This window comes from Arthrobacter sp. FW306-06-A (assembly GCF_021870055.1).
In the GTDB taxonomy this organism is placed as follows: Bacteria; Actinomycetota; Actinomycetes; order Actinomycetales; family Micrococcaceae; genus Arthrobacter.
On record NZ_CP084552.1, the window covers coordinates 3,748,843 to 3,763,505 of the forward strand.

A 14,663-nucleotide genomic window follows, 5' to 3' on the forward strand; every position below is an offset into this window, starting at 1 on the left:
CTAACTGCTGGTACCGGGCGCATCACCGAAGTCACGGATGGGAAGCCGTACGCCGTTTTGAAGTGCTGACTGGTGGGCCACGATGCCAGGCAGGGTGTAACGGGCCGCCACCCAAGCATTGACCGGCGGCAGGGTGCCGGTGTTCACGGCCGTGACAAAGTCGTCCACCAGGAAGTGGTGGCTGCCTTCATGTCCGTTGGGTGCGCCGCGGAACTCCTCCGGGAGCCGTTCTGCGTCGTGGACGGGCGAGAGTCCGGAGACGAAGGCGTCGCGAAGCTCCGGGGCCACGTTTGCCAGGGAGGGGTCGTCCAGGGACATGCTGGGACGGGTCTCCATCTGCTCGGAGATGTCATGGACGTTTTGTTTGTCCTGCCAGACCGTAACCTTGGCAAGCTGTTCGAAGCTCGCCTCCGTGCCGAAGAACCTGAAGCGGGACTCACGGATATGGGAGGGATAGCCCACGCGGCGCATCTCGTTGGTTCGCATCACGCCGCCGTCGTTCAGTTCGAACAGTGCGGTGGCGTTGGAAAAGTCGTTGCCGAACATACTGATGTCCCTGTTGAAGACGCCGTCGTTCCGGTCGTCGCGGACTCCAACGCAGCTGACGCTGACGGCGTGTCCTGGAATGGCACCCAGCACACCACCGATTGCGTGGGTGGGGTACAGCATCGGCGGGTAGCTGGCGGTCTCCTTCCACCGCTCACCCCCGCTGTACTGGTAGGCGTCGTAGAAGCCCAGGTCCATGTCATGGACGTAATCGCCCTCAGAGTAGAAGATTCGCCCGAACCTGCCGGCCGCCTGCTGTTCGCGGGCATACACCGTAGCGGGGTTGTAGTAGCTGGTCTCCCCCATCATGTACACCAAGCCGGTTTCCCGGACGGACTGGATGATGCGGGCGATCTCCTCTTCCGATACCGCCATGGGTACTGCTGAGTAGACGTGCTTACCTGCCCGGAGCGCCTGTTCGACCAGCGGGCCGTGGGTCCAGCGCTGGGTGAAGATGGCAACGGCATCAACGTCGGAGGCGAGGAGCTCCGCGAAGTCCGCCTTGGCCCCTGCCAAGTGGTACCGCTCCACAGCCTCGGCCGCGCGCTCGGGCCGCTCGTCCACCACGAAGACGTCGCTGACGCCGGGGTGGAGGTTGAAAAGGTGCGCGAACTGTCCGCCGAACTGCCCAACGCCGAGTACGCCGATCGAAAACGCCATTGTCTGCCTTCCATTTGAAGTTTCCCTGAGTGTTTCATCACTATCTACTCGAGTCAATATCCATTTACTGGCGAAAACATCAAGAAAACTAAACCTCATAGGGTCTCTTGCGATCCTCTTATCTACTCGTGTAGATTGCTACCCAGCTTGTTACTTCCATCACACTCAGGAAAGGGTCGACGATGACCACCCTTACCAGGAACGCCAGCCGGACGGAGCACTCAGTGCACCGGCCCCTGAAGCGCAGGGGACAAAGCGACCTGAAGATCGCACTGCTCTTCATCGCCCCGGCCATGATCGGATTTATCGTTTTCTACCTGGTGCCCACCCTGCGGGGCATCTACCTCAGCTTCACCGAATACAGCATCCTCGGTGACCCAACATGGATTGGCACTGCCAACTATGAAGCCATCGCCAAGGACCCTCTGTTTTGGAACGCCCTGGCGGTCACCGCGCAGTACGTCCTGATCAACATCGTCCTGCAGACTGCCCTGGCACTCGGGCTGGCGCTGCTTATGCACCGGGTGGCCAAGTCAACCCTGATCCGCGGCGCACTCCTGTTGCCGTACCTCATGGCAAACGTGATCGCCGCCCTTCTCTGGTTCTGGCTCCTCGACTACCAGATCGGCATCGTCAATTACTTCATTGAGGCATTCGGCCTGCCCAAGGTGGCATTCTTCGGCAGCGAGGAATGGGCCATCCCCACCCAGGCCCTGATCAACACCTGGCGGCACATGGGCTACACGGCACTGCTCCTCTTCGCCGGCCTGCAGGCCATCCCCAGCCACGTCTATGAAGTGGCCAACCTGGACGGCGCCTCCCCCTGGCAGACGTTCCGCAAAATCACCATGCCGCTGCTCCGGCCGGTGCTTGCGCTGGTGCTGATCGTCACCGTGATCGGCTCCTTCCAGGTGTTCGACACCGTAGCCGTAACCACCATGGGCGGCCCCGTCAACGCCAGCCGGGTGCTGCAGTTCTACATCTACCAAAAGGCCTTCACGGAATCGGACTTCGGCTACGGCTCCGCCCTGGCAGTCATCCTCTTCGTCATCCTCGCCCTGGTGGCCTTCATCCAGATGAAGTTCCTCAAGGGCAACGAATCAGACCTGGACTAAGGACACTTCCATGACCACCGCAAAAGTCTCCGCACCCGCCCGGGCAACCGCCCGCCGTCGGACGTTTACCTGGCGCCGCGGCGGCGCCTGGCTCCTCGTAGCCCTCGCCGTTGCCGTCTCGGTCCTCCCGTTCTACTGGATCCTCCGGACCGCGCTGTCCACCAACGGGGCCTTGGCCGGCAACGCCACCAACCTGCTCCCTGCAGACTTCAACCTCGGCGCATTCCAGCGCGTTTTCGGCCTGCAGTCCCCGGAAGAGGCCGTGGCCCAGGGCGGATCCGGTGCCCAGATCGACTTCTGGATCTACCTGCGCAACTCCGTCCTGTTCGCCTCCATCACCACTACCGGCGCCGTGTTCTTCAGCGCCATGGCCGCCTACGCGTTTGCCCGGCTGCGGTGGCGGGGACGGAACCTGGTCTTCAGCCTGTTCCTGGCCACCATGATGGTGCCACCGATCTTCACCGCGCTGCCCAACTTCCTGCTCATCAAGAACCTGGGCCTGCTCAACACCATGGTGGGACTGGTGCTCCCCTATATCTTCATGACCCCGTTCGCCATCTTCTTCCTCCGGCAGTTCTTCCTGAACATGTCCCGCGAGGTGGAGGAAGCGGCAATGCTCGACGGCGCCAAGCACCTTCGGATCTTCTTCCAGATCATCCTGCCAAACGCCGCAGCCCCCATCGCCACCCTTGCCCTGCTCACCTTCATCGGCCAGTGGAACGAATACTTCTGGCCCCTCCTGGTGGGCCAGGACGAATCCGTCCGGGTCCTCACGGTGGGCCTGGGCGTCTTCAAGTCGCAGTCGCCGCAGGGCGCCCCCGACTGGTCCGGACTCATGGCGGCCACCCTGGTATCCGCCCTTCCCGTGCTCATCCTGTTCGCCATCTTCGGCAAGAAAATCGTCAATTCCATCGGTTTCTCCGGCATCAAGTAGCAGTAACCCTCCCCACGCAACTCCCCAACACCCTGTCCCGGCACAGGCCATGGCGGCGTGCCCGGAAACACCTTGAAAGGACCTGTAATGAAAATGAACAAAAAAGCGCTCGGCTCCCTGGCAGCAGCCGCTGCCGCAGTACTGGCACTCTCGGCCTGCGGAAGCGGTGGATCCTCGGAAGCCGGCAAGGGCGAAATCAACTACTGGCTCTGGGACGCAAACCAGCTGCCGGCGTACAAGCAGTGCGCCGACGACTTCCACAAGGCCAACCCGGACATCACCGTCAAGGTCACCCAGCGCGGCTGGGACGACTACTGGGGCACCCTCACCAACGGCTTCGTGGCGGGCACCGCCCCTGACGTCTTCACTGACCACCTGGGCAAGTACCCGGAATTCATCAAGAACAAGCAGCTGCTGGCGCTGGATGACGCCGTCAAGAAGGACAACATCGACACCAGCGTCTACAACTCCGGCCTCGCCGACCTGTGGGTGGGACAGGACGGCAAGCGCTACGGACTGCCCAAGGACTGGGACACCATCGCGCTGTTCTACAACACCAAGCTCGCGGCCGACGCCGGCGTCACGCCTGAACAGATGGCCAGCCTCACGTGGAACCCCCAGGACGGCGGCACCTACGAAAAGACCATCGCCCACCTGACCGTGGACAAGAACGGCAAGCGCGGCGACGAACCCGGCTTCGACAAGAACAACGTGGCGGTCTACGGGCTGGGCCTCAACGGCTCCGGCTCCGGACAGGGCCAGACCGAGTGGAGCTACCTGACAGGCACCACCGACTGGACGCACACCGACAAGAACCCCTGGGGCAAGCACTTCAACTACGACGACCCCAAGTTCCAGCAGAGCATCGACTGGTTCGCCGGCCTGGTGGAAAAGGGCTACATGCCCAAGCTCGAAACCACGGTTGGCGCCAGCATGGCTGATACCTTTGCCGCCGGAAAGTCCGTCATCAACGCCAACGGCTCCTGGATGATCGGCCAGTACACCGGCTACAAGGACATCAAGGTGGGCATCGCCCCCACTCCCGTCGGAGTCAACGGCAAGCGCGCCAGCATGTATAACGGCCTGGCGGACTCCGTCTACGCCGGCACCAAGAAGCCTGAAGCCGCCATCAAGTGGGTGGAGTACCTGGGCTCCGCCGCCTGCCAGGACGTGGTCGCCTCCAAGGCCGTCGTCTTCCCCGCCATCAAGACCTCTGCCGACAAGGCCGTTGAAGCCTTCAAGGCCAAGGGCGTGGACGTGACCCCCTTCAGCGAGCAGGTCAAGGACGGCACCACGTTCCTGTACCCGATTGCGGACAACGCCGCCAAGGTTGACGGCATCATGAAGCCGGCCATGGACTCGGTGGTGTCCGGCAAGGCACCAGCCAGCTCCCTCACCCAGGCCAACGACCAGGTCAACGCCCTGTTCAAGTAGCCCTCAGTATGTGGTTGCGTATGTGGTCGCAACCACCGGCCGGATGCCTCCGCTTCCACCTCGCGGCGGCGGCATCCGGCCACCCCTTTCCCTTGCTTTCTCCCGTGCGTAACTTAAGATGCACCCCTTGAACACTGAAAGAGATCCTATGGAACCCCTCAACCTCCGTTCCGCCGGCACCAGCCTGGTGATTAGCTTCGACAGCGGGGAGGCCGAGGTCATCCACTGGGGTGCCGACTTGGGCGACGCCCTGCCGGACCTCGCGATCCTGGCCACGCCCGTGGGGCACTCCTCCATCGACGCCCGCGTCCCTGCCGGCCTCCTTCCCCAAGCCTCTTCCTCCTGGCGCGGCCGCCCGGCCCTGCGCGGCCACCGGATCAGCGACGGCGCGGCCGGCCTTGACTTCTCCTCCCGCCTCCGCGTCACGTCCGTCAGCCCCGAAGGGGCATCGGCGACCATTGAACACGCCGACGCCGACACCGGCATCGGCGTAACAACCTCCCTCACGCTGCACCCCGGCGGGCTGCTGGAACTGCGGCACACCGTCACCAACAACGGCACCACGCCCTTCCAGGTGGACGAATTGGCAACCGTCCTCCCGGTGGGACCGGACGCCGTCGAACTTTTGGACCTGACCGGGCGCTGGTGCCGGGAACGCCACCCGCAGCGGCGGCAGATCCAGCAGGGCACCTGGGTCCGGACCGGTCGGCACGGCCGCACCGGGCACGACTCCACCCTGCTGTTCGCCGCCGGCACCCAAGGCTTCGGCAACCGGCACGGCAAGGTCTGGGCGACGCACCTGGCCTGGAGCGGCAACCACGAACAGTTTGCGGACACCATCGGTGACGGCCGGACCATGATCGGCGGCTCGGAACTCCTGGGCCCTGCCGAAGTCATCCTGGCAGCGGGCGGCAGCTACACCACGCCCGCCCTGTTCGCCGCCTACTCGGACCGGGGCCTGGACGGCATCACGGAGGCGTTCTACAGCTGGTTCCGCTCCCGCCCGCACCACGTGCTGCCCGCCGCAGCCACCGGGCTGCCCGCCGGCAAACCGCGCCCGGTGGTGCTGAATACCTGGGAGGCTGTGTACTTTGACCACAACCTGGACACCCTGATCGAGCTGGCCGACTCCGCCGCGGACCTCGGCGTGGAGCGCTTTGTGCTCGACGACGGCTGGTTCCGCGGACGGCGCGACGATCGCGCAGGCCTGGGCGACTGGTATGTGGACGAGACGGTGTGGCCGGACGGCCTGGCACCGCTGATCGATGCGGTCACCTCCCGCGGCATGGAGTTCGGCCTGTGGGTGGAACCGGAAATGATCAACCTGGACTCGGACATCGCCCGGGCGCACCCCGAATGGATCGTGGGTCCCTCGGCCGCCGCGCACAAGGACGGCGGCCGGCTGCCGCTTGAGTGGCGCAACCAGCATGTCCTCGACCTGGTGAACCCCGAAGCCTGGCAGTACGTCTTTGACCGGATCGACGCCCTGCTGGCCGGCAACAACATCAGCTACCTGAAGTGGGACCAGAACCGGGACCTCACGGAACACGGCCACGGCGGCCGCGCTTCCGTCCACGAACAAACCCTTGCCGCCTACCGGCTGTTTGACGCACTCCGCAAGGCCCACCCCGGCGTCGAAATTGAAAGCTGCTCCTCCGGCGGCGCCAGGGTGGACCTGGGCATCCTGGAGCGGACGGACCGGATCTGGGCGTCGGACTGCAACGACGCGCTGGAGCGGCAGACCATCCAGCGCTGGACGGAGGCCGTGGTTCCGCCGGAACTCGTGGGCAGCCACATCGGGCCCACCACCTCGCACACCACCGCCCGCACCCACGACCTGTCCTTCCGTGGCATCACGGCACTGTTCGGCCACTTCGGGATGGAATGGGACGTGCGCAGCGTGCAGGGCAAGGAGCGCGAGGAGCTGCGGCGCATCGTGGCCCTGTACAAGGAGCACCGGGACCTGATCCACAGCGGCCGTGCCGTCCATGCGGACGTTGCGGACGATTCCTTCCTGCTGCACGGCGTGGTGGCGGACAGCTCCGTGGCGGCAGGGACGACGGCGGCCCTGTTCACCCTGGTCAGCACGCGTACCTCGGCTGCCGAGCAGCCGGGGCGGATGGGCATTCCGGGACTCGATGATGCGCGCAGCTACCGCGTGGAGGCGGTCTTCCCCACCGCAGAGGACGCCGACTACCGCCACACGTTCACCCAGGCCCAGCCGCCGGCATGGCTGGCTGAGGGTGCGGTGGCCAGCGGCAGGTTCCTTGCCGAAGTCGGCCTGCCGATGCCCATCCTGAACCCGGAGCACGCGCTGCTGCTGAAGGTCACAGCCCTCTAACAGCCTTCATCACCGTCGATTGCTGAGTACTTGTCGTTTACAGGCCTGAAAACGACAAGTACTCAGCAACCGATGGGAGGGAGTTGCGTAAGAATGCGCGGCGGGCCGGGCCACCCGATAGATTTGCAGGCATGACTGAAGCCTCCTCCACTGTCGAAGCCGGCCGCGGCACCATCCTGGTCATCAACGGCCCCAACCTGAACCTCCTCGGAACCCGTGAGCCGGAGAAGTACGGCACCTCAACCCTTGCCGACGTGGAACAGCTGGCAGCGGCCGCTGCCAAGGCGCACGGATTCGCGGTGGAATGCCTCCAGTCCAACCACGAGGGCGTCCTGCTGGACGCCATCCACGCAGCCCGGGGCACCGCCGCGGGCATCGTCCTGAACGCCGGCGCCTTCACGCACACCTCCGTGGCACTCCGTGACGCCCTGGCAGCCGTCCAGCTTCCCGCCGTCGAGGTTCACATCACCAACGTCCACCAGCGCGAGGAATTCCGGCACCACTCCTACCTGTCGCCGGTCTGCGCGGCAGTGATCGTGGGTGCGGGTGTGTTCGGCTACAAGCTGGCCATCGACTACCTGGCCGAGGTCCTCTGACCGCCAGGTCCTACTGCTGGATGCCCTGCCCTACTTCTGGATGCACTGTCCGGAGGAAACCGGTGAGGACAGTCCCGGCGCCTGCTCTGCCACAGGCTCCAGGTCATTCATGGTGATGGCGAACCCTACTTCGGCATCCGAGGTTGCCTTGGCGAACACCACCCCGGCCACCTGGCCGTCGGTGGTGAGCAGCGGGCCGCCCGAATTTCCGGGCTGCACGTCCCCGGCCAGGCGGTAGATGTCCTCCGGCGAGGGGTTGTTGCCGTAAATGTCCGGGACCAGGACGGTGGCGATGTCCTGGACGGTGGCAGGCTTGGACTGGAAGGGACCGCCGTGCGGGTACCCCGCGAATGCAGCCTGGCTGCCGCCGGGCAGGTCGCGGCTAAGCGGCAGCGGCCGGGAGGGCAGGTTATCCACTGCCAGGACTGCCAGGTCGTGCTTGGTGTCGAAGTAGACCACCCGGCCGGGCATGGCACCGCCGTCGGGCATTTCCACCACGGGCTGCGAGACGCCGGCCACCACGTGCGCGTTGGTCACCACGCGGTCATCGGAGACCACGAAGCCGCTGCCGGTCTGGTTCTGGCCGCATTCGTAGGCCGTGCCCGCAATCCTCAGGACGGACTGGGCAGCCTTGTTGAGCGCCGGCGTGTTGGTGCTCGTGTTGGGCACCTGGACCGCCTGGCCCTGGTCCAGCCCTTCAATCAACGTGGGAATGCCGTTGCCGATCACAGTGGAACGCAGCTGCGCCATGGTGGCCTTGACCGGCGTGGGAGTGAGCCCGTCGATGAAGCGGATCACCTTGGATTCGGCCAACTGCTGGGACACAACAGGCACGCCGAGGGAGCTGACGCTGAATGCCAGCATGGACATCACCAGCGCGGCGACCACAAGGTTCAGCGCCCCGCCCACCAGGCGGTCCACCGCGCGCAGCGGCCGGATCCGAACCACGCCGCGCAGTTGCCGGCCCACCATGGTCCCCAGGCCGTGTCCCAGTGCCATGAGTACGACGGCGGCAGCAATGATGGCGGTGAGCCGCCATCCTGAATCCTCAACGAAGGTGCTGACGAGGGGGACGGCGAAGAAGGCTGCGATGGCGCCGGCAGCAAAGCCCACGAGGCCGCCGACCGTGACCAGGAACCCGTTGCGGAGGCCGTAGATCAGGTATGACAGCAGCGCCAGGATCAGGACAATGTCCAGGACAGTCAGGCCGACCACAAAGGCTCCTTATTAACAGTTGAACCTCCATTCTAGTGGGGGGTGGCTGACAATCTTCTGTGGCCTGCCGCCCCCTCCGGCGGACCGGCTGCGCACTGCCCGCAGGTGTTTCGGCTGCCAAGTTCGTCACAGAACCTTGAAAATTCTGAAACAATGGCAAAAGCGCCACAGCCGATACTTTTACGTAGGAGATTTCATGGACATCGAGGTACTGCGCCGAGCACCCCTTTTCGCCACGCTCGACGACGACGCATTCCGTCTGCTGACGGACGAGCTCACCGAGGTGGACCTTTCCCGCGGCGCGTCGGTGTTCCGCGAGGGCGACCAGGGTGACCAGCTGTACTTCATCGTCTCCGGCAAGGTGAAGCTCGGCCGCACCTCCCCCGACGGCCGCGAGTCCCTCCTGGCCATCCTTGGCCCGGGTGAGCTCTTCGGCGAGATGGCCCTGTTCGATCCGAGTCCCCGCACGGCTACTGCCACCGCGGTGTCCGAGACCCGCCTGGCCGGGCTGAAGAACGAAAGCCTCAACACCCTGCTCCGCACCCGCCCGGAGGTCTCGGCCCAGCTGCTGCAGGCCCTGGCCCGCCGCCTGCGCCGCACCAACGATTCCCTCTCCGACCTCGTCTTCTCCGACGTCCCGGGGCGCGTGGCCAAGGCCCTGCTGGATCTTGCAGACCGCTTCGGCCGGCCGGCAACCGACGGTGTCCTGGTGGCACACGAGCTCACGCAGGAAGAACTGGCCCAACTGGTGGGCGCCTCCCGCGAAACGGTCAACAAGGCCCTGGCCGAGTTCGTCCAGCGCGGCTGGCTCCGCCTCGAAGCCCGCGCCGTGGTCATCCTGGACATGCAGCGCCTCCGCCAGCGCTCGCGCTAAATAAAGCTGGAACCCAACAAAAAAGCCGCCCGAGGGGGCGGCTTTTTTGTTGCCGGAGGTTCGTCGACCCGCCGTCGGATCAGCTCTTCGCCACGTCCAGTTCGACGACGGCCCACGAGAGGGCGGGAAGGCTGAGCCGCAGCTCGGAACCGTTTGCCTTTGCTCCCTCCAGCGGCTTGAGGCCCACCCGGTCGGGGTTTTCCTGGCTGTTGATGGTGAAGCGGTCGCCGCCTTCCGGGATTTCCAGGACCTCAGCACGGACTACCCGTTGGGCGTCGAAACCGCGCAGGCTGACCTCCACGTCGGCCGCTTCTTCAAGGCCCCGGTTGGCGAAGAAGAGCGCCACGCGGCCGGTCTCCTCGTTCCAGGTGGCACTGACATCCACGAGGTCCGTGCCGCCAAAGCGCTCATTTTCGTACTTGTCCGAGTCAACGGACAGCCGCAGGATCTGGCCCTTGGCGAGTTCTGCCATCCGGGAGAAGGGGTGGAAAATGGTTTGCCGCCAGGCCGGTCCGTTCTCTTCGCTGAAGATGGGGCCGATGACGTTGACCAGCTGCGCCTGGTTGGCGATCTTGACGCGGTCGCCGTGGCGGAGCAGCGAGTTCAGCAGGGTCCCCACCACCACGGCGTCGGTCACGTTGTACTTATCCTCGATGAGTCGCGGGTGCTCGCGCCAGCCCGCCTTGGCGACGTTCCGCAACTGGTCCTCGGTGTCCCTGCCGCGCTGGTACCAAACGTTCCATTCGTCGAAGGAAAGGTTGATGTGCTTCTTGTGCTTTCCCTTCGCCCGGACGGCATCGGCAGTTGCGATGACTGATTCGATGAAGTAGTCGGTATCAACTGCGCTTGCGAGGAAGCTGCCAGCGTCACCTTCATACTCATGGTAGTAGGCGTGCAGTGACACGTAGTCAACCTCGTTGTAGGTGTGTGTCAGGACAGTCTGCTCCCAGTCGCCGAACGTAGGCATGCGTGAATTGGAACTTCCGCAGGCCACCAGCTCGATGCCAGGGTCAACATAACGCATGGCCTTGGCAGCCTCCTGTGCCAGGCGGCCGTATTCGTCGGCGGTCTTGTGGCCAATTTGCCACGGCCCGTCCATCTCGTTGCCCAGGCACCAGAGCTTGATGTTGAACGGGTCCTTGTGGCCGTTCTTTGCGCGCAGGTCAGAGAGGCGGGTGCCGCCGGGGTGGTTGGCGTACTCCACGATTGCCCGGGCGGCGTCTACTCCCCTGGTGCCGAGATTGATGGCTTCCATGATTTCGGTTCCTGCCTGGCGGGACCAGTCCACAAACTCGTGGAGGCCGAAGGCGTTCGTTTCCACCGTGTGCCAGGCGCCGTCAAGCCGGCGCGGGCGGTCCTCGCGGGGACCGATGCCGTCTTCCCAGTCATAGCCGGAAACGAAGTTGCCGCCGGGATAGCGGATCACGGTGGCGCCCAACTCCTTGACGAGCTTGAGGACGTCCTGGCGGAAGCCGTTCTCGTCGGCCTCCGGGTGGCCCGGTTCAAAGATGCCGGTGTAGACGCAGCGGCCCATGTGCTCCACGAAGGAGCCAAACAGCCGGCGGGGCACTTCACCAATGGTGAAGTCGCGGTCGAGGGTGATTCTGGCGCGGGACATGAGGACTATCTCCTTGGTTGTGCAGCAGGTACGGGGTGAAAAGTGACGGTGGGCATCAGGTGCCGGCGAGGCCCGTCGTCGCAACGCCCTTGATGATCTGGCGCTGGAAGAACAGGAAGACCAGGATCAGGGGCAGGGCCGCGAGCAACGCGGACGCCATGTTCTGCGCGTACTGGATGCCATAGGCGCTCTTGATGGTCTGCAGGCCCACCGGGAGGGTGAGGAGGGACGGGTCGTTGGTGGCGATGAACGGCCACAGGAAGTTGTTCCAGGCGCCGATGAACACGAAGATGGCGACGGCGGCCAGGATGGGCCGGGACAGCGGCAGGATTATCTGGGTGAAGATCCTCATCCGGCTGGCGCCGTCCATCACTGCGGCTTCTTCAAGTTCGCGGGGAATCTGGTCGAAGAACTTCTTGAGCACGAACACCATGGCGGGGTGGATGACCTGCGGCAGGATGATGGCCCAGGACGTATCGATCATGTGGAGGGCGAGCATCTGGTAAAACAGCGGAATGATTAGGACCGGCGGAGGGACGATGATGGAGGCGATGATCACGGTCATCAGCACCTTCCTTCCCTTGAAGTCGATCCGGGACAAGGCGTACGCCACGAGCGACGAGATCACCAGCGTGACGGCCGTGATGGCCGCCGAAGTGTAAAGCGAATTCCAGGTCCAGAGTGGGATGTTGCCGTCCTGGAACACCTTCACGAACGCGTCGGCGGTAAAGCCAGACGGCGGGATCCAGTTGATTTTCGGCGAGGCGGCATCCGTCTCGCTCTTGAACGCCGTAACGGTCGCCCAGGCGAAGGGGACCAGCCACAGGACTGCGATAACGGCGGCGACAATTACGGCAGCGACCTTGCCGGCCGACATCTTCCTGTGTGGCTGGCGGACGGCTGGGCTGGTGCTTGCGCCCAATGTGGCACGGTTGAGGGTCTGGGTTGCCATGGTTATGCGCTCCTGCGGCGGGTTATGACGAACTGCATGGCCGAGACGAGCACGATCAGTCCGAAGAAGATGTAGGAGATGGCTGCGGAATAGCCCAGCCGGTAGCCGGTGAACCCGGTTTCGAAGATGTACTGCACCACGGGACGGGTCGATCCTCCCGGTCCACCGGCGGTCATCTGGTACACCTGATCGAAGATCTTGAGCGAGGCAAGGACCTGAAGGAGCACGATCATCACGGTGGTGGGGACCAGTTGCGGCAGGGTGATGGAGAAGAGCTGGCGCCAGGCCCCGGCACCATCCAATGACGCCGCCTCGTAATGCTGGGCGGGGATGTTCTGCATCGCAGCCAGGTACAACAGGAAGTTGAAACCCACCGTCCACCAGAGGGTGGCAATGACGATCGCCCACATGGCCACGTTGGGGTCGTTGAGCCAGGCGATCTTCGGGATGCCGATCTTGGACAGAGCATCGTTGATCAGGCCAAGCTGCGGGTTGTACATCCACGTGAAGAACAGGGACACGACGGTGGACGCCAGCAGGTACGGGGCAAAGTACGAGAGGCGCCACAGCCACTGCGCCGGCAATCCGACGTTCAGCAGCGCCGCCATCACCAACGCGACCAGCACGAGGGGGACCGTGCTGATGACCGTGAAGTAGAGGGTGTTTCCGAGTGAGCGCCACATGTCGGCGTCAGCGAAGGCTTCGGCGTAGTTCGCGAAGCCAATCACGCTGTCATTGGCTCCGGTAAGGGACTTGCCGGTGAGGCTCATATAGATGCCGTAGACAATGGGCCATACAAGGAAAACGAGGAAGAATGCCAGGAACGGCGCGGCGAACCCCCAACCGCTGAGGTTATTCCTGGTGACGCTGTCGCGGCTCCCCCGGGCTGCTGGTGAAGAAACCCGGCTCCCCGGACTCCGCCGGGCTGTTAATGAAGAACTCATGAAGGACTCCTTTGTCGCTCAGTACGGTTAGACCGGGTTGGGCCGGGAAAGAAGGGTGTTGGTGCGCTTCTCGAAGGCGGCCCATCCATCAGCTGCCTTGTCACGCCCAAGGAGGACGTTCTGTACGTTTTCCGCAAAGTAGGTCTGCCAGTCGGAGCCCGAGCCGCTGAACCAGGACTGGGGATCGTACGCGATGATGTCTGCGGCGTTGGCGTAGTGGATCTGGGGCGTGAGTTCGCGGTAGGCCTGGGATTGCACCACCGGCTGGAAGGCGGGGATATGTCCTGCCTCGGCCCAGGACAGCGAGCCCTTGAGGATGTCGCTGACGAATTTGTAGACGTCGCGGCGCTTGGCCTCGTCGACGTTCAGCTGCCGGGGAAGCACGAAGGAATGCGAGTCAGCGTATGCGGCCGGCGTTCCGAACAGCGTGGGGATGGTGGCGGCGTCAACGGGCAGGTTTGCCTTCTTGAAGGTGGGAAGCTCCCAGACCCCGCTGAAGAGCATGCCTGATCCCCCGCGGGCGAATTCCGCGATGCCGGTGCTGATGTCGCCGCTTTGCGCCGCGATGGTGTCATCGAACAGGGAGGTCATGAATTCCAGGGACTCAACGGCGGCCTCGTTGTCGGCCACCATTGGCTTGCCGGGGGTCAGTTCCATGCTTGCCCCGTGCTGCCGGTAGAGGGTGTAGAAAAGGCGCCACATCTGTGACCCGCTGCCGAGGTACCCGAAGGACAGACCGTGCGCCTGGGTCACTTTCTGCATTTCCCGCGCGATGCTGATGAATTCCTGCGGGGACTTCGCTTCCTGCAACTGCCCGTTGCTGCCAAGCAGTCCTGCCTTTCCCGCCACGTCACGGTTATAGAACATGACAAAGGGGTGCGAATCCAGGGCGATGGAGAAGACTTTGCCGTTGTTCTGGCTCTTGTCCCAGATCCTGGGCGCGAAGCTCTGGCTGGTGACGCCGAACTCTGACAGCAGGTCCAGGTCCCATGGGTCGATCAGGCCGCCGGGCGCATAGCCGGGAACGCGGCTGGCATGCATGATGGCCAGCTGCGGCGGACGGCCGCCGGCCGATGCCATGGCCAGCTTGGTGTAGTACGGCGGCCCCCAGGCAAGAACTGTCGGGTGCACCTTGAACGCGGGGTTGGCGTCGTTCACCTTGCTGATCATGTTCCGCATCTTGATGCCGTCGCCACCGGACAGGAGATGCCAGAACTGGATATCCCTGGGGGCCGCGGCGGAGGCATTTCCGCCGCACCCGGACAAGGCCGCCGCGGCGAACACGCTTCCCAACGCTGCGGTTCCGGACAACAGCCGGCGCCTGGACAGTTGCCTGTCGTCGAAAAAATCAAACTGCTTCACCCGTCACTCCTTTGGATGGGTCCGCTGAAAGTCATTCCGTTGCCACAACCGTTGCTGCCGGGTGTCCCTCAT

Annotated in this window: 12 protein-coding genes; 6 read left to right on the plus strand and 6 right to left on the minus strand. The window is 64.1% G+C overall.

The features are described from left to right. On the minus strand, nucleotides 1–1,206 hold the full coding sequence (locus LFT49_RS17535) for a Gfo/Idh/MocA family protein (protein ID WP_236799588.1): 1,206 nt from the start codon (nucleotides 1,204–1,206) through the stop codon (nucleotides 1–3). Between the two features lie 182 nt (nucleotides 1,207–1,388). Here LFT49_RS17535 and LFT49_RS17540 point away from each other — a divergent pair, with 182 nt between their 5' ends. The 5 genes from LFT49_RS17540 (at nucleotide 1,389) to aroQ (ending at nucleotide 7,626) form a co-directional block, all read left to right on the plus strand. Further along, a complete protein-coding gene (locus LFT49_RS17540; protein ID WP_236799589.1) occupies nucleotides 1,389–2,321 on the plus strand; it encodes a carbohydrate ABC transporter permease in 933 nt (310 codons plus the stop codon). Between the two features lie 10 nt (nucleotides 2,322–2,331). Next, entirely contained in the window at nucleotides 2,332–3,255 is a 924-nt protein-coding gene (locus LFT49_RS17545) for a carbohydrate ABC transporter permease (protein WP_236799590.1), read from the plus strand. 93 nt (nucleotides 3,256–3,348) lie between these two features. Then, a complete protein-coding gene (locus tag LFT49_RS17550; protein WP_236822068.1) occupies nucleotides 3,349–4,689 on the plus strand; it encodes an ABC transporter substrate-binding protein in 1,341 nt (446 codons plus the stop codon). A gap of 148 nt (nucleotides 4,690–4,837) precedes the next feature. After that, nucleotides 4,838–7,030 carry an alpha-galactosidase gene (locus LFT49_RS17555; RefSeq protein ID WP_237428925.1) on the plus strand — a complete coding sequence of 731 codons (2,193 nt, stop codon included), beginning with the start codon at nucleotides 4,838–4,840 and terminating at the stop codon, nucleotides 7,028–7,030. Between the two features lie 131 nt (nucleotides 7,031–7,161). Then, on the plus strand, nucleotides 7,162–7,626 hold the full coding sequence (gene aroQ, locus LFT49_RS17560; protein WP_236799592.1) for a type II 3-dehydroquinate dehydratase: 465 nt from the start codon (nucleotides 7,162–7,164) through the stop codon (nucleotides 7,624–7,626). Nucleotides 7,627–7,656: 30 nt separating this feature from the next. Here the strand turns inward: aroQ and LFT49_RS17565 are convergent, their stop codons facing one another. Continuing rightward, nucleotides 7,657–8,841: a MarP family serine protease gene (locus LFT49_RS17565; protein WP_236799593.1), complete on the minus strand. Its 1,185-nt coding sequence runs from the start codon at nucleotides 8,839–8,841 to the stop codon at nucleotides 7,657–7,659. A gap of 196 nt (nucleotides 8,842–9,037) precedes the next feature. Between LFT49_RS17565 and LFT49_RS17570 the strand changes: the two genes are divergently transcribed. Further along, nucleotides 9,038–9,715, plus strand: coding sequence for a Crp/Fnr family transcriptional regulator (locus LFT49_RS17570; protein ID WP_013602309.1), 678 nt, complete (start codon nucleotides 9,038–9,040; stop codon nucleotides 9,713–9,715). Nucleotides 9,716–9,794: 79 nt separating this feature from the next. Here LFT49_RS17570 and arfA read toward each other — a convergent pair whose 3' ends face one another. From arfA to LFT49_RS17590, 4 genes are read right to left on the minus strand one after another with little or no spacing between them, the layout of a single operon-like run. Then, complete coding sequence (gene arfA, locus LFT49_RS17575) at nucleotides 9,795–11,333, minus strand: arabinosylfuranosidase ArfA (RefSeq protein ID WP_237428926.1); 1,539 nt, start codon at nucleotides 11,331–11,333, stop codon at nucleotides 9,795–9,797. A 55-nt stretch (nucleotides 11,334–11,388) separates the two neighbouring features. Continuing rightward, nucleotides 11,389–12,285, minus strand: a complete 897-nt coding sequence (locus tag LFT49_RS17580; RefSeq protein WP_237428927.1) for a carbohydrate ABC transporter permease — start codon at nucleotides 12,283–12,285, stop codon at nucleotides 11,389–11,391. Between the two features lie 2 nt (nucleotides 12,286–12,287). Next, nucleotides 12,288–13,229: a carbohydrate ABC transporter permease gene (locus tag LFT49_RS17585; RefSeq protein ID WP_237428928.1), complete on the minus strand. Its 942-nt coding sequence runs from the start codon at nucleotides 13,227–13,229 to the stop codon at nucleotides 12,288–12,290. A gap of 27 nt (nucleotides 13,230–13,256) precedes the next feature. Then, nucleotides 13,257–14,591 carry an extracellular solute-binding protein gene (locus LFT49_RS17590; RefSeq protein ID WP_237428929.1) on the minus strand — a complete coding sequence of 445 codons (1,335 nt, stop codon included), beginning with the start codon at nucleotides 14,589–14,591 and terminating at the stop codon, nucleotides 13,257–13,259. Nucleotides 14,592–14,663 lie beyond the last annotated feature (72 nt).

Excerpts from the sequence above, each read along its gene's own strand:
- LFT49_RS17545 (WP_236799590.1), top strand. The coding sequence starts at position 2,332 with ATGACCACCGCAAAAGTCTCCGCACCCGCCCGGGCAACCGCCCGCCGT.
- LFT49_RS17540 (WP_236799589.1), top strand. The coding sequence starts at position 1,389 with ATGACCACCCTTACCAGGAACGCCAGCCGGACGGAGCACTCAGTGCAC.
- aroQ (WP_236799592.1), top strand. The coding sequence starts at position 7,162 with ATGACTGAAGCCTCCTCCACTGTCGAAGCCGGCCGCGGCACCATCCTG.
- LFT49_RS17570 (WP_013602309.1), top strand. The coding sequence starts at position 9,038 with ATGGACATCGAGGTACTGCGCCGAGCACCCCTTTTCGCCACGCTCGAC.
- arfA (WP_237428926.1), bottom strand. The coding sequence starts at position 11,333 with ATGTCCCGCGCCAGAATCACCCTCGACCGCGACTTCACCATTGGTGAA.
- LFT49_RS17580 (WP_237428927.1), bottom strand. The coding sequence starts at position 12,285 with ATGGCAACCCAGACCCTCAACCGTGCCACATTGGGCGCAAGCACCAGC.
- LFT49_RS17550 (WP_236822068.1), top strand. The coding sequence starts at position 3,349 with ATGAACAAAAAAGCGCTCGGCTCCCTGGCAGCAGCCGCTGCCGCAGTA.
- LFT49_RS17585 (WP_237428928.1), bottom strand. The coding sequence starts at position 13,229 with ATGAGTTCTTCATTAACAGCCCGGCGGAGTCCGGGGAGCCGGGTTTCT.
- LFT49_RS17555 (WP_237428925.1), top strand. The coding sequence starts at position 4,838 with ATGGAACCCCTCAACCTCCGTTCCGCCGGCACCAGCCTGGTGATTAGC.
- LFT49_RS17535 (WP_236799588.1), bottom strand. The coding sequence starts at position 1,206 with ATGGCGTTTTCGATCGGCGTACTCGGCGTTGGGCAGTTCGGCGGACAG.